This is a genomic window from Commensalibacter sp. ESL0382 (assembly GCF_009725775.1).
Classification (GTDB): Bacteria; Pseudomonadota; Alphaproteobacteria; order Acetobacterales; family Acetobacteraceae; genus Commensalibacter; species Commensalibacter melissae.
The window spans coordinates 130,350-145,138 of record NZ_WNII01000008.1 but is presented as its reverse complement, the minus strand read 5'-3'; the positions used below and the strand labels follow the sequence as shown (position 1 = coordinate 145,138).

The following is a 14,789-nucleotide window of genomic DNA, read 5'->3' as shown; positions in this document are numbered from 1 at the left end:
ATCAATCTTTTTTTACAAAAGAAAAATATGCTTCTCAAGAAATGAGATTTATATCTTTCACATTTATGAATAAAAAAAATCATATACGTCATCGCAAAGATACACCCCGAACAATTAAGAACTATTTTCTTACGTGTTTTTTCTGTTTTCTCTTTATTTTTACAAATTATTTGTTTAAATAAATATGAGGCTTTTTGTCAGATAAATTTCTTCAGTTGAAACTCTATTTACTCTCTACTATCCATGAATGACAATTTGATAAATTCGGAAGTTCCCTCTTATTTTCCAATAACTTTGCGTATAGATGGAACGCGAATAGTGATAATTGGCGGGGGTAGAATTGCGGCACGTAAAATCAGGCTTTTATTAAGGAAAAATGTACAAATTGAAGTTTATGCGCAAACCTTTAATAAAGAATTGCAAACCTATGAAAAAGAAAAACTGATTAAATTTTGTTCCCCTTTACTAAACGAAAATGATTTTATTCAAAATGCGAAAGACGCTACCTTAATTTTTATCACGACTGACGATCATGAATATAATACTCATATTTCCCTATGGGCAAAAAAATTAAATATTCCTGTCTGCACTGTTGATAATGCGGAATTATCTACCTTTATCACTCCTTCGATTATTGATCGTGATCCCGTGCAGATCGCCATCTCCACAGGAGGTTCCGCTCCTGTATTGGGACGGCGAATACGTCAAAAAATTGAACCTCTACTCGGACAAGTCATCGGTCCATTAGCTTCATTCATCGGAAAACACAGGAATTGGGCCAAGGAAATATTATCAACCCATCAAGAACGACAACGGTTATGGGAAAGATTCATTGATGGCTATGGCACTTCCCTTATTAGCCAACAAAAAGAAAAACAAGCATTTGATTTTCTCAAGAATATTGCAAAAAAACCTTTTTTAAATAAAGGTGAGGTATGGCTGGTTGGGGCAGGACCGGGTGATCCGGATTTACTAACCATAAAAGCACTTCATCACCTGCAAAATGCTGATGTCATTTTATATGATAATTTATTATCACCCAAAATCCTAGATTACATACGTCGTGATGCATTATTATTTTTTGTAGGAAAACAAAAAAATCACCATACTTTAAAACAAGAAGAAATAAATGATTCACTAATCAAATATGCACGACAAGGCAAACGTGTTTTACGATTGAAAGGTGGTGATCCTTTTATATTTGGCCGCGGTGGGGAAGAGGCCGAGGCATTAATGCATGCTGGAATTCCATTTAAAATTATACCCGGCATCTCCGCTTCTAATGGTTGTGCGGCATATGCCGGAATTCCCCTAACACATCGTGAATGTGCACAAGCCTGCTTATTTTTAACCGGTCATACCAAGAAAACAGATCAACTTAACTTACCTTGGGAGAACATGATATTTAAAGACCAAACCTTGGTCATTTATATGGGACTTTCTTCTTTACCTCTTTTATGTAAAACACTAATTGATAAGGGATTGGAACAAACATGGCCTGCTGCTGCGATTGAAAAAGGTACCTTTCACGATCAGCAGGTAATTATCGGAAATTTAAAAACCTTACCTGATTTGGTTATGCAAAAAAAAATAGGTAGTCCCGTTTTAATAATAATCGGTCAAGTCATTCATCACAGAGTTACATAAAACACATTCAGTTTGCAAAAGCGTCGTTCAAGGGAATGGAACATGTTTCAGAAACTTTCTTACGCCATCGATCAACATTGACGCCATAGGTAATCCCCTTGATAATCGATAGCGAGTGAAGCATACTGTAAAGTGAAAAGTCGTTCCAAGATAGCTGCCGTTTCAAATCCAACAAAGAATAATTTTTCATTAAGGGTTCCAGACAATCAATCGCCTTTTGAGTTCTCTGGATCAAGCTCGGATCAGCCAGATCAGAAACAAATCCCCCGCCAGAGGGATCCTTTTTTTTACGGTAATATTTCTTTGCCTCTTCTGTGGAAAATTCAGGAAACGGTGCATTTACCCAACGAGGATAGGTCAAACGATAAATAAAACGTTGAACATGACTGATCCATTCCATAATTTCTTCATTATCAGGCAACGTAATCTTTGGCTTATCTATGGTTGTATCAATATAGTTAATAATATCACGACTTTCCGGCATAAAGCGGTTTTGCTGATATTCCAATATAGGCAACTGTTTACGCCCTACCATTTGCATGGGACCATGAATGTCATCATATAGTAAATATGATATTTCGACGGGATAATTTTTCAAAACAAAAATCATTTTTGTCATGACACAAAAAGGACAATGTTCATAGATATAAAGTTTCATAGCAATTAAACAACACCCCTCAAATGATCAACCCTGCAAATTATCAAAATTTAAATTAATATATTTAAATCCCTTTTACTTTAATTAAAAATTATATTTGAAAATAAAATTACAAGGTCTTGTTGAATAATTTTACTATCATAACTTATAATTAAAAACTAAAATTATCATTTAGGAAATAAAAATGTTAATTCGAAAACAATTTCTTCTTCTTTTATCCATGTGTTATTTAATACCACTATATCATGCTTCTGCTAATCTTGGTAAAAATCAACTATCCATATGGCCTAAAGCAGAAAAAGGATATCAAAGATTCGTAATTCAACTACCACCCCTTTCCAATGAATACAATGCACGTGTTGAATTGATTCCCCAGAAAAAAATTAAATCAGACTGTAACACGGTCATAATCCACGGTCATATGACAACACAAACAATTCAAGGATGGGGATATGATTTTTACAGATTAGACAAAATCAGCAAACCGGCTTCTACCCTTATGGCCTGTCCACAGAACATTGAACAAGAGAAGCAGGTTTCAATTACGACCAATTTAACCTTTATAAACTACAATAGCAAACTACCCCTCGTTGTTTATGTGCCAGACGATATAACTCTTGCTTATCGGATTTGGACATCTTCTTCAATGCATCAAGCTAGAAATAAATAAATTTGCGGCATAACTTCATAGAGACAACAAAGATAAGATTGAAACAAACTTTTTTGGTTCATCTACCTTAGCAAAACTGAATATTTATTTAAATAACTTCCCATTGATTTATAAGATTCATATTCCTTGGTCATACTGTCATATATTATACAAACAAATTTAGATTTATTGATGAATATATGTTTCAGGCTATAAAATCATATGGTTATTCAATTAATTTCACTTTGAACCTGATAAAATTACTTATAAAATGTATATCTCGAAAACAGCTTTACTAATTTTCAGGTCCAGATTGTTTTTCAAGGTATCAGGCTGATGCAAATAAACCGTTTCAAAACTTATTTGATCTCCTTTTGTTACAGGAATCGCATTAGAAAAAGTTAACTTTGGACTGGCACAAATTGTATTCATCACATCATTGATATAAGGAATCAGGGGAAATTCAATTTGATTAACAGGTTGAAACCGAATTGTTTTATCGGTTTTAACAATTTTTAAAACCAATTGATCGCCGCCATGAAAAGAGATTGGTCCTGACAAATCCATATTTTCTTCCTTGAATATGAATGAGCCATTTATTTGTAACAAGCCCGTTGCAGGAATCTGCCATAATTCATTTTTATTTTGCCATTCATCTGAAATGTTTTGAACAGGGGATATTTTATCCAGTTTAAGTTTAGTCCATGAATTTTCTATTTTCTTTGAATATGGTATGATTGAATCTTTAGATGACAACCTTATATAATGGTGATTATTTGCAGAAAAAGATTTTTTTTCTGAAGGAACAGGCTTAACAGTCCGATTTGAAATATTTGTGACCGAGGGTCTTATCTCTACAATTTTATCATCATCCAATAATGATAAATTGGAAGAAACTACAGTTAAATCCGGTTTTCCCGATATGTTATTTTTTACCAAGACTTTATCATTAACAATATTCCATTCCCCAGAATTTTTCGGTTTATCCTTGATGGAGCAAAGTAAAACTGGTGAAGAATAACCTGGATAATCATGGCATAATATTAATGTGCCTATTGGAACATAATTTGGTAGTTCTTTAATGGAAAAGAATGCGAGTTGCAAAAAATCTGCTGAAAGATGTTTAGTCGAAACAACCCCGTTACAACCAAGATAAATATTTTTAGGTTTTATTCTTGTTGTTCCAATATAAAGACTTTGTCCGGCAATCATTCCTTCTGTAACGACAGAAATCCCTTTTCCTATAGGATTCCCAGATATAAATGCATCTGTATGAATGGACTTGACATCAATATTCTCATTACACAATGAATTCCTTTTTATATCAGGTCTTGATGATTTTTCAATTTGCGATAAATAAGATTTGTCAAAAAGGTTATATTCAATTGGAACCGGCTTAACGACCCCCTGCATTGTAAAAATCTTAAACCATTTTGAATTAATTTTAGGGTCATATTGCCAGAGATTGTGTGTTTTAAGATTTAATAATAAATCACCTTCAATCCAGGACAATCCAAATTCCTGTTTATAATGTTGATCTGGATCGCTGTTAATAACCCATAATTCAGGTTTTCTTAAACCATGCCTTTGATTATAAACTGTTTTATTTTGACCAATAACATCCAGTAAAACCGTAAAAATTTGCTCTAATCCTGTATCAGTAATGATTTTAAATGCAATCGTCGATTTCGTATTTATTTTTCCTCCGGAAATATTGACTGAAAATTTACGTTTTGAAATCAAGAATTCATTCAGATTTATCGTAGGATCTCCACATTCAAATTCTATCGTATTAATGAATGATTGTGGATGCAGGGCGTAAGATAGATCAATTAAACAGGTAATGTCACAATTTTCAGTTACCTGTATAAAATCTGTTTTATATCCCTTTTGCAAAACAGGTAAAATTGTCATCTTCCACTGTGAAAAATAAGGCATCATGAACCGTTTACAGCCTTTTTTGAACACACTCAAAACCATTTTAACCTGTACCTTGTCTCTTTATTAGAGCATATTAACAATAATATTTTTAATTAATAGAAAAATAGTATATTGAATATGGGTAGGGTAGTAACCTGGATCAATCAATATAATTAAATTATATAAAATTAATTCTGATATAATGAATATTTTAACTAGACCCCTCTTTCAGTTTTTAATTATCCCCATAGAATTAAGTCTGATTTTACTTTCCCCCTTCTTATGCAAAAACTGAGAAAGATAAACCGATGAATGATATAGATCGTGTTATCAGGCCTGAAAAAAAACAGGTTCTTGTACTAACTACCGGAGGAACCATCGCAGGATCAGCAACAACAGACAAACTCGAATATAAAGCAGGTAACACCAAAGGAGAAGATCTTGTCGCTTCCATACCTGATTTACAAAACATGGCAAAAATTCATGTTGATCCCGTGGCGCAAATCGGTTCTCAGGATATGTCTGATACAATTTTATTAAAATTGGCCAAAAAAGTTCAGGCTGCTGAAAATAATCCTTCAATATCAGGAATTGTCATTACCCATGGCACTGATACCATGGAAGAAACCGCGTTTTTTCTTGATAAACTTATAAATTCGAAAAAACCAATTATTTTGACGGGTGCAATGCGCCCGACCAATTTTATCAGTTCAGATGGTGCATCCAATCTTGTCAATGCTGTTAAATTGGCTACACGCCCCGAGGCTTATCACCAACCTGTCATGATTGTAATGAATGACATGATTTATGATGCACATTCTGTTCAAAAAAGCCATACAACCAGCCTCCAAACTTTTCAATCCCCCAATACAGGGCCAATCGGCATTATCAATAATGATCATGTATATTTTTACCTTACGTCCAGTAATGCAAGGAAATATATTTACGCCATACCTGAGAAAGCCCCTTTTCCGCGTGTTGAAATTATTTATTCTCATATCCAGATGGATGGAGATCTGATTCATGATGCGGTCAAAAGAGGTGCAAAAGGCATAATCCTTGCTGGCGTTGGTGATGGAAATACATCAACCCAGGCAATACAAGCATTGAAAGAGGTCGCCAGCAAGGGTGTTATTGTTGTTCGATCCAGCAGAACGGGAAGCGGATTTGTCAATCGTAATGTTGAAGTTAATGATGATGCCAACAAATTTATAGCCGCAGCTGATTTAAACCCGCAAAAAGCCAGAATTTTGTTACAACTTATCTTGGCAAACAAGATTAATGAATTAGATACTATTCAACAACTTTTTTATGAAATGAACTGATTTAAAATAAATGCCATTATTATTATAAATATGGCATCCTAATTTTCACAATTTGATTCGTAAGCTTTAATTTTTTTACAAGCTTGAAATCAGAACAAGATTACGCTTATCCTAAACCTTCATTTAGAATAATTTTTATTAAAACCCAAATGTGGAGTTTTAGATTGATAAAATTTTTATCGTATACAATCCTGTCTCTAATAATCTCTTTGACTGTTCTATCGAATTTGACATATGCAAGATCTGTAAATACAAAATCCAGTGTTAAAATCGGTCCATTAAATAAATCGTCTAGAATCTTACCACAAATAGAAATTTTCGAAAGCCATGTCGGCATAAGCAAAAATTATGTTATAGCCTTAGATCCCATCCATCCTGGAGCAACTTTAATAGCCTACAATTCTCCTACCTGTCAGGCCAATACCCATGGAAATACGGTACTCAACCATCATGATCCATCAAAACTAGAATTCACTGCCAAAGAAGATCCCTATTGCAAAATATCTATGCAAATTACAAAAAACCATCAATTGAAAATACTTAGTGAGACAATTCCTTGTAGTACATGGCATGGGGATTTTTGCTCTTTTGAAACATTGCCAATAGTAAACCGTATTTATCCGATAACGATTAAAGAGAATATTTCTTCAAGCAAATCCGAAGAAAAGGGTCAACCCAAATGAAATCCTTATCCTTGATATCAAAAATAAAATATGCATATACATTTATCTGCATTATTTTATCTTTACCCACAATAGCAATGAATCCATCTCATTCCTCACAATCCATTACAGAACAAACTGTCGAAAAGGATCCCGTTAATCTGATCCTCTATGAAAACAGAACTCAGGGTAATTATGCGGCTGTAGGTTATATGCCATACTATCCGGCTTATGGCATGATTCATTATAACACTCCAAGCTGCAAAATTGAGATAACAGGTTTCGTTGATCCTTTTGCACTCAAGAAAAATAAATTAATTATCAGCTACAAAAAATGCAGGATATCCTTTGATCAGGATGGACAATCCCTAAAAAATCCACATGAAAATGAAGCCTGTATGATTTATCATGTCAAGGAATGTAATTTTAGGACGCTTTCTAATTTAAGAAAAATTGATTTTCAATCTAATACAGAATAATTAACAAAATATCATACACAATCTCACGAAATTGCGTATGATTGAATGCAGCTACAAAACAATATTATAGTTTTTTAACCATTTATGACCAATTCTATCAGCAGCCATAATAGCGGCATAAACCTGATCTTCAGTAACTTCGAAAGGCATGTTGTGTATAGTGTCATCTTTTGCACAACTTGCCTTTGCCACTTTCATTATTTTTCCCTTAAGATCATCATTATCCTGTATACCAATTTGGTCAAGCGTAACCGGTAAACCTATTTGTACACAAAAATCAAGAACGGTTTCCAATTCTTCCTGTTTCGCATTTTCAAGTACAAGCTGGGCTAAAGTACCGAATGCAACTTTTTCACCGTGTAACATGGAGTGACATTCTTCAAGAACGGTTAATCCATTATGAATTGCATGTGCCCCTGCCAGGCCAGAACTTTCAAATCCGATACCACTTAAATACGTATTCGCCTCGATAATGTGGTCGACAGCTTTTATAGCAACTCCAGCCTCGACAGCCGCTTTCGCCTTCAACCCTTCCTCCAACAAGGTTTCATAACACAACCTGGCCAAATTCAAGGCTGCCAATGTTGATTGCCCCCCTGCCATGGAGACAGCTCTTGCCTCATAACAGGCTCTGGCTTCAAAATAGGTAGATAATGCATCTCCCATTCCTGAAATCAATAAACGAAGGGGTGCATTGGCAACAATTGTGCTATCCATAATTACCATATCAGGATTGGAAGGATACATCAAATATTCCTCAAAAGCGCCATCTTCGGTATAAATTACAGATAAAGCGCTGGTTGGCGCATCATTCGATGCAGCTGTCGGCACAATTATAACCGGAACCTTATTATAAAACGCAATGGCTTTCGCTGTATCAAGGGCTTTCCCGCCACCAACACCGACAACCCCTTTGCAACCGTGTCTCTTTAGAATTTCCCCTAAACGATTAATCTCTTTTTTACAACACTCTCCCCTAAAAATTTCAAAATATGCCTGCACCGAGGAAATCTGGAAACTTTTTTCCAATGTGGCTTGTGTCAAATTCATTACAAAACTATCAGCGACAACCAAATAACTATTGGCCAGCATCAAGGCATATTTACCAACTTTTTCAAGTGCACCAGCACCTTGGATATATTTTGACGGAGATTGAATAATCGTTAACATCACAAATCCTCTGATTATGTGTTCCTATTTTCAAATATTCACAAGCATGGAATATACTAAATAGTTTAATACCAACTTAATTATACATAATAAGGATAATTTATTTTACAAATAATTTAAATATAATTGAGCATGCAAACATTATAAAAACACATGCTGATAATCTATCTATCCTGGACTTATAGATTTGATAAAAGGCCTGTATCCCGGAATGTGAAAAAGCCAATCCTACAAAAAGAAACCGGATCAGGGTTTCAAGCGTTATCATAATAAAAATAAAAAAAAACATTGGAAGGATTTAACCCAAAATGAATAATTGAAAAAATACTTGAAAAATAAAGTAAAGCTTTCGGGTTGGTTAAATTGGTAAACAATCCGGTAAAAAAATATGAATGACCAATGCCGTGCTCTGCCGGCAATGGTAAATCAGCCGATCTGTAAATCTGAAATGCCAGATAAAATAAATAAACTAACCCGCCAAATAAAACTAATTCTCGTAAAAAAGGGTAATATTGAAAAATAAGGTGCAATCCCAACAACGAGAACAAAGCCCAGATAATTGCCCCCAATGTTGTACCCGTTACAACTTGAATGACAGCTTTTTTATTGCCTGTTAACCCTGTTCTTGAATTTAATAGAAAATCAGGGCCCGGTACTACCAATACACATAAGTGTATGAAAAATATGCTGATAAAAAGCATAATACAATAAAATTCTCATTAACTATTCAAAAAGGTCAGAAACAGTATTCCATATTAAATTCAATTCTTGTCTTCAAAATATAAAAAATATTACTTAACCCTTGGACGAACAGGTTTAGGCAAGGGAAATTTATTTTCCTTGATATCATTGGATAACGCTGGAAAAGGATCGATCCCGGTTTTGTAAATGAAAAAAGCTATACTCATGCGATAACATACAGGCCTATGTGAATTTTTACAAAAATAAACCCCAGCCTTTTTTAAGGACGGAATATAAACCGCTTTCCAGACTGCATAAGGAACCCATACTCCGTCATAACCGATTCTTTTGACCGGTTCCTGAAAATAAGAACCCGTTATAACATATAACTGATCATAGGATATTGCCATTTTCCTTACATTATGTTCAATCCAGTTCCATTTTCCACTATTCAGCTGCTTTGTCTGAGGTACAATATTACTGGAGATAAAAGTCTGTAACTGAGATTGATAATCAGGCATATCCCCACTAGGCGTCATATGACCACGATCAAAACCTGATCCTCTGTAATCCCTGACAACAGGATCACGATTATCAAATTTACCATATCTTTTCATATTCTTACTGGCCATTACCTGATTTTTTGTCAAAAATTCAGCTGAATAAATATTCCCCAAAGTTATATCTGAAAAAGAAGCGGCATAATCTTTGAAGCAGACTGTTTTTATCGGCCATTCAATAACTGGCGGTTTTCCATATAAAAACTTATTTTGACATGGAATTTGCGCTTGAACACAAATTCCAAATCCCAATAAAATAAAAAGTAAAACCAATAACTTTTTTTTCACAATTACTCTTCAATCTTTATCTAGTCCATTAAAAAAATAATGATTGATACATAATTACTGCGAACCTATTGCACAATATAAAGACAATTTTTTCTGATAGAAATTCAAATAATAAATTCCAAGAAAAATCAATAATGGAAATTTTCAGTTTATATGAATTATTTTTGAAATAAAAAATCATATAACCTTTTGAATTTATTACGAACTATATTTAGTTGAAATATTCAAATTAAACATCAAGCTATGACGATAATATCTTATTCTCGATCATTTATACATTTAATCACAATATATGAACTAATTTCATATAATCTCTTTTGTACTCTATAGAAAATATAATGATTATTTGATTAAAAAATTAATTTATATTCAGTAAGATTTAACTTAATAAATTATTAATTGGAGCGGGCGATGGGATTCGAACCCACGACCCCAACCTTGGCAAGGTTGTGCTCTACCCCTGAGCTACGCCCGCTCTGATGAACGTAAAAGCCTTTTATGATATTTCCATTAAAGATGCAAGCGGAAAAAACAAAAATTAAAAATTATTTTTATTTCCTGTCTCTCATCCACTATAATATATACAAAAACCAATTCTAATATCTAGAAATTGTTAAACATATGAGAATCAAATTTTTCATTTAAATGAAACAGGATATGATTTATGGCGCTTTTTAACTCTCCGTCCCAACCTGCAAAAGGTCAACTTTTGACTGAACATGGAACAGCCATTTCCTCGGCTTCTTCTTCCAAAACGAGTATTATTGAAGGTAATCAAAATAACTTTGTTCAGGAAGTCGTTGAAGCCAGCCAAAAAATTCCTGTTTTAGTTGATTTTTGGGCGAATTGGTGCAACCCTTGCAAACAACTTACACCATTATTGGAAAAAATTGCAAATGTCACCCAAGGACGCGTGAAACTTGTAAAAATCGACATAGACGCGAATCAAGCCCTTGTCCAACAGTTGATGCAGATCGGCCTTCCCATTCAGTCTATCCCTCTGGTTGCTGCTTTTTGGCAGGGGCAAATAGTTGATTTATTTCAAGGAGTGCAAGCTGAAAGTGCAATTCAACAATTTGTCAGTCAATTATTAAAAACCGCTGGAAGTGCAATGCCCAGCACGGATTTAATTGAACAGGGACAAACATTGTTGCATGACAAAAAATTCGATGAGGCAATGGGTGTTTTTTCCCAAGCCCTTGAACTGGAACCCGAAAAACCGGAAGCATGGGGCGGGTTGATACGATCAATTCTTGCCAGTGCAGGACCAGAAGCGGCACAGGAAAGTCTTGAACAAGTTCCGGAATCCATACAGGATCATGCCGAAATTATAGGTGCGAAATCTGCCATTGACCTTGCTCTGGAAGGTGAAAAAAACACTGGGGATACACAGGCATTAATGGATAAAATCAAATCGGATCCAGATAATTATCAGGCTCGCTATGAACTGGCTACCGCTTTAAATGGAGCCGGAAAAAAAAATGAAGCCGCACATGAATTGCTTGAAATTATGAAAAGAGACAAAAGCTGGAATGATGAAGCGGCAAAAAAACAATTGTTACGTTTTTTTGAATCTTGGGGATTTGACGATCCAGCCACGTTGCAGGGCCGTCGTCAATTATCAACCTTATTATTTTCTTAAGCCCGATTGCCAATAGAATTTATCTAATTCATTAAAGGATAAACAAATGTCTCAAAATACCCCTCCCATTGATCCAAAACTGCTTTCAATCCTTGTCTGTCCTGTGACAAAAGGCCCTCTTATTTATGATCGTGATGCTGATGAACTGATCAGTTGCAATGCAGGTCTGGCTTATCCAATTAGGGATGGCATACCAATAATGCTTGCCAATGAAGCAAGAACATTAAGCGATGATGAAATCTCAAACTATAAGAAACCAAAATAATATCGTTAAAAGCATTTCATGAGGAAAAGATATCATGACCTCTGCAAAAATCATTACAAAGCGCCTTTAATGTAAATTGAATGATGGAAGGGCAAGATTTTTTAGCCTCTTCCAGCAGTGGATTTAACAAGGAATCAAAATCAACATGAATATCACAGGCATTCGGCAATTTTTTATGTTTGCCGTTGGCCTGTCTTAAAGACTGAATCTTAAAAAAATAAAATATTTCTTTTAAAGCATGTTCCAGGGCTTTTTCGGTATTGGGATGTAATTTTTGACCATAAGCCTCCATTGCTCTTGCCACGAAAATACTATCACTTTGCAAACGTCGCAAAATTGGAAATAATTGCACAAGCACAGGATCCGTTTCTTCCAAAACACAGGTAGGCCGTTCTTTACGTGCTTCATCTATATCACTGGCCAATTCGCGAAGTTCTGTAATGATTTCATCATTTTTGGCTTCAACAGCATCCCATGAAATTCCTTCAATCAATACAGCGTGTAATAATTTATATAATTTACTAAAAGCTTCCTTGGCATGTAAAAAGGCATGATATCTAGCCTGAGGTCTCAATATACAATAACTAACCAATAAAGAGGCCAACACACCTACAACAATAGAAAAGATACGATCAAAAGGTCTTTCAAAAATCCCTCCGGGTGAAGGGAATAGAAAAACGACTGCAAGTGTCACAACTCCAAGCCTCATGGTGGGACGCCATGAAACGAACATAACCATCGGAATCATTACGATTGTAAATACTATAATCGGTGACCAGCCACAATAAATCTGCAAGGCAATGGCTATGATCCCTGCAATTCCACCAATCAGAGAACCAATAATTTGATCACGACTGGTCTGAAGAGTTTGAGCGATACGACTTTGCGTCACGATAACAGCTGTAATTAAAGCCCAATAAGGTTCGTTCAATTTACATAGATGTGCAAGTAGACTTGCTGTTGCTACAGATAATAATAACCGAACACTTTGAATAACAGCGGGATATAAATTCAGCCTTTTAATTCCAAACCTCATTTATACCTTGCTCGATTAACCGTAAATCTTGGAATTCATGATCAGAATTATCGTTTATGATCGCTTTTGTTTCTTTCGGAAACGAACGGGACTGCAACCCAATGCATAACGGAACCGCTTTGAACCAGTAAAAGCATTGAAGTGGGATTTCTGTTTTCTTTTTTTGCACTTGTGATTGCCTGTTGAAGCATATCAACATCATTTACAGTTTTAGTATTTGTTCCCACAATTACATCTCCAGGCTTTAAACGCTGCATCAAATTTTTCTCTTTATGATGTACGGTGGTCACTACAACGCCCTGCTGTTTTTCTGCCAGATTATATTTCTGTCTTAGTAAATTCGTTATCGTACTGACCGTAATATTCAGATCTTTAATTACTAATACCCTTGCCTTTTCATCCTGAATATCACTCTCCTTACTTTCCTCATTTTCTTCAAGATTTTGTATCTCTATGGGTAAATCAACAACTTTTCCCCGTCTTATAACTGTTAAATTAATTTGTGAATGAATGGGAGCGGCAGCAACCATCCTTGGCATTGTGTGGGCTGTAACAACCTGGCTATTTATTTTTTCTATGATATCGCCAGATTTTAATCCAGCTTTATCAGCAGGGCTACCCTTCTCAATTTTTACGACCAAGGCTCCCTGAAACGGCTTTACATTCAGGCTACTCGCTATACTTTCATTAATTTCCTGAATACGAACACCAATCCATCCACGAGTCACCTTGCCGTTTACACGAAGCTGATTGATAATATCCCTTGCCTCATTGGCAGGTATGGCGAAAGCAATGCCTATTGACCCTCCAGAAGGTGAAAAAATAGCTGTATTAATGCCTATGACCTCTCCTTTGATGTTAAATAAGGGACCTCCGGAATTTCCCTTGTTGATTGGGGCATCTGTCTGAATAAAATCGTCATATGGCCCCTGTTCTATATCCCTTCCCCTTGATGAAATAATACCGAATGTCACGGTTCCAGATAAACCATATGGGTTACCAATTGCCAAAACCCAGTCACCTATCCTTGAATAATCACTATTGCCAAAATGCGCAATGGTTAATGGTTCTTTCACATTAATCTTAAGTAAGGCAATATCTGTTCTTTCGTCATATCCCTTCAATACCGCTTTAACCGTCCGATTATCCTGTAAAGTTATCAAAATCTGGTCGGCATCTTTAATAACATGATAATTTGTAACGATAAGACCTGATGAATCAATAATGAAACCAGAACCCAACGCCTGAAGATGATCCATACCGTCATCAGGACCACTCTTGCCATTCATATAGTTTTGAAAGAATTTTTCGAAAGGGGAATCTGGATCAGAAGCGGTATCCTCCGTATTGTCATCATCTTCATCGTCATGCTGCCCCGGTTTAAGAACTCGACTGGTTGAGATATTAACCACCGTCGGCAATAATTTTTCGGCAACATTTGCAAAACTACCAGAAGAACATCGAGAACTAAATTTATCTAGCCAAGTTAAACGACCTATAAAAGGTAAATTAACAGCAGGTTGAGCTTGCAACCGATGAGTTGAAACAAAACCGAATATCCCCATGGTAAGGATCAAACAACGTGTCAAATCCCCTTGAAAAAGATTTTTTGACATACTTATTCTTTATTCATTAAAAATAATAACAGCATTATTACAGGTTACTTCATGCGCAAACTTATCTCTTTTCTAAAAATCATGTAGAGATCAAATAACTGAATTAATTTAACCATAAAATTCATTAAAATAAATATAAATCTATCTAAAATCATGATTTTATGGTTACACTGTTTTAAAATTCTAACATC

At 35.1% G+C, this 14,789-nt stretch carries 14 protein-coding genes and 1 tRNA gene; 7 read left to right on the top strand and 8 right to left on the bottom strand.

What is annotated here, in order from left to right; genetic code table 11:
* Window positions 1–255: 255 nt before the first annotated feature.
* The gene (cysG, locus tag GM552_RS02750; RefSeq protein ID WP_230882734.1) at window positions 256–1,647 is read left to right on the top strand and encodes a siroheme synthase CysG; all 1,392 of its coding nucleotides are present in this window, start codon (window positions 256–258) and stop codon (window positions 1,645–1,647) included.
* A 7-nt stretch (window positions 1,648–1,654) separates the two neighbouring features.
* Here cysG and grxB read toward each other — a convergent pair whose 3' ends face one another.
* Window positions 1,655–2,305 (bottom strand): glutaredoxin 2, encoded by a 651-nt coding sequence (gene grxB / locus GM552_RS02745; RefSeq protein ID WP_155565166.1) that lies wholly within the window; start codon window positions 2,303–2,305, stop codon window positions 1,655–1,657.
* 184 nt (window positions 2,306–2,489) lie between these two features.
* On the opposite strand from grxB, the gene GM552_RS02740 reads away from it, so the two are divergent.
* Window positions 2,490–2,975 (top strand): ecotin, encoded by a 486-nt coding sequence (locus tag GM552_RS02740; RefSeq protein ID WP_196424096.1) that lies wholly within the window; start codon window positions 2,490–2,492, stop codon window positions 2,973–2,975.
* Window positions 2,976–3,218: 243 nt separating this feature from the next.
* Here the strand turns inward: GM552_RS02740 and GM552_RS02735 are convergent, their stop codons facing one another.
* Window positions 3,219–4,934, bottom strand: coding sequence for a hypothetical protein (locus tag GM552_RS02735; RefSeq protein ID WP_155565165.1), 1,716 nt, complete (start codon window positions 4,932–4,934; stop codon window positions 3,219–3,221).
* Between the two features lie 248 nt (window positions 4,935–5,182).
* Between GM552_RS02735 and GM552_RS02730 the strand changes: the two genes are divergently transcribed.
* From GM552_RS02730 to GM552_RS02720, 3 genes are all read left to right on the top strand, one after another.
* Entirely contained in the window at window positions 5,183–6,199 is a 1,017-nt protein-coding gene (locus tag GM552_RS02730) for an asparaginase (RefSeq protein ID WP_155565164.1), read from the top strand.
* A gap of 164 nt (window positions 6,200–6,363) precedes the next feature.
* A complete protein-coding gene (locus GM552_RS02725; protein WP_155565163.1) occupies window positions 6,364–6,882 on the top strand; it encodes a hypothetical protein in 519 nt (172 codons plus the stop codon).
* Entirely contained in the window at window positions 6,879–7,340 is a 462-nt protein-coding gene (locus GM552_RS02720) for a hypothetical protein (RefSeq protein ID WP_155565162.1), read from the top strand. Before GM552_RS02725 ends, GM552_RS02720 begins: the two co-directional genes overlap by 4 nt.
* Window positions 7,341–7,391: 51 nt before the next feature.
* On the opposite strand, the gene GM552_RS02715 is transcribed toward GM552_RS02720, so the two are convergent.
* The 4 genes from GM552_RS02715 to GM552_RS02700 form a co-directional block, all read right to left on the bottom strand.
* Window positions 7,392–8,510 carry a glycerol dehydrogenase gene (locus GM552_RS02715; protein ID WP_155565161.1) on the bottom strand — a complete coding sequence of 373 codons (1,119 nt, stop codon included), beginning with the start codon at window positions 8,508–8,510 and terminating at the stop codon, window positions 7,392–7,394.
* A 254-nt stretch (window positions 8,511–8,764) separates the two neighbouring features.
* On the bottom strand, window positions 8,765–9,172 hold the full coding sequence (locus GM552_RS02710; RefSeq protein WP_196424840.1) for a LysE family transporter: 408 nt from the start codon (window positions 9,170–9,172) through the stop codon (window positions 8,765–8,767).
* Between the two features lie 129 nt (window positions 9,173–9,301).
* A complete protein-coding gene (locus GM552_RS02705) occupies window positions 9,302–10,039 on the bottom strand; it encodes a DNA/RNA non-specific endonuclease (RefSeq protein WP_155565159.1) in 738 nt (245 codons plus the stop codon).
* Between the two features lie 400 nt (window positions 10,040–10,439).
* Window positions 10,440–10,514: transfer RNA gene (locus GM552_RS02700), tRNA-Gly, on the bottom strand.
* A 189-nt stretch (window positions 10,515–10,703) separates the two neighbouring features.
* On the opposite strand from GM552_RS02700, the gene GM552_RS02695 reads away from it, so the two are divergent.
* Window positions 10,704–11,681, top strand: a complete 978-nt coding sequence (locus tag GM552_RS02695; protein WP_155565158.1) for a tetratricopeptide repeat protein — start codon at window positions 10,704–10,706, stop codon at window positions 11,679–11,681.
* A 46-nt stretch (window positions 11,682–11,727) separates the two neighbouring features.
* Window positions 11,728–11,946, top strand: a complete 219-nt coding sequence (locus tag GM552_RS02690) for a Trm112 family protein (RefSeq protein WP_155565157.1) — start codon at window positions 11,728–11,730, stop codon at window positions 11,944–11,946.
* Between the two features lie 16 nt (window positions 11,947–11,962).
* Here GM552_RS02690 and GM552_RS02685 read toward each other — a convergent pair whose 3' ends face one another.
* Both GM552_RS02685 and GM552_RS02680 read right to left on the bottom strand, forming a co-directional pair.
* The gene (locus GM552_RS02685) at window positions 11,963–12,982 is read right to left on the bottom strand and encodes an aromatic acid exporter family protein (protein ID WP_155565156.1); all 1,020 of its coding nucleotides are present in this window, start codon (window positions 12,980–12,982) and stop codon (window positions 11,963–11,965) included.
* 47 nt (window positions 12,983–13,029) lie between these two features.
* Entirely contained in the window at window positions 13,030–14,598 is a 1,569-nt protein-coding gene (locus GM552_RS02680; RefSeq protein ID WP_230882733.1) for a Do family serine endopeptidase, read from the bottom strand.
* Window positions 14,599–14,789: the final 191 nt, after the last annotated feature.

Excerpts from the sequence above, each read along its gene's own strand:
- GM552_RS02695 (WP_155565158.1), top strand. The coding sequence starts at position 10,704 with ATGGCGCTTTTTAACTCTCCGTCCCAACCTGCAAAAGGTCAACTTTTG.
- GM552_RS02690 (WP_155565157.1), top strand. The coding sequence starts at position 11,728 with ATGTCTCAAAATACCCCTCCCATTGATCCAAAACTGCTTTCAATCCTT.
- GM552_RS02720 (WP_155565162.1), top strand. The coding sequence starts at position 6,879 with ATGAAATCCTTATCCTTGATATCAAAAATAAAATATGCATATACATTT.
- GM552_RS02680 (WP_230882733.1), bottom strand. The coding sequence starts at position 14,598 with ATGTCAAAAAATCTTTTTCAAGGGGATTTGACACGTTGTTTGATCCTT.
- GM552_RS02740 (WP_196424096.1), top strand. The coding sequence starts at position 2,490 with ATGTTAATTCGAAAACAATTTCTTCTTCTTTTATCCATGTGTTATTTA.
- GM552_RS02735 (WP_155565165.1), bottom strand. The coding sequence starts at position 4,934 with ATGGTTTTGAGTGTGTTCAAAAAAGGCTGTAAACGGTTCATGATGCCT.
- GM552_RS02730 (WP_155565164.1), top strand. The coding sequence starts at position 5,183 with ATGAATGATATAGATCGTGTTATCAGGCCTGAAAAAAAACAGGTTCTT.
- GM552_RS02715 (WP_155565161.1), bottom strand. The coding sequence starts at position 8,510 with ATGTTAACGATTATTCAATCTCCGTCAAAATATATCCAAGGTGCTGGT.
- GM552_RS02685 (WP_155565156.1), bottom strand. The coding sequence starts at position 12,982 with ATGAGGTTTGGAATTAAAAGGCTGAATTTATATCCCGCTGTTATTCAA.
- grxB (WP_155565166.1), bottom strand. The coding sequence starts at position 2,305 with ATGAAACTTTATATCTATGAACATTGTCCTTTTTGTGTCATGACAAAA.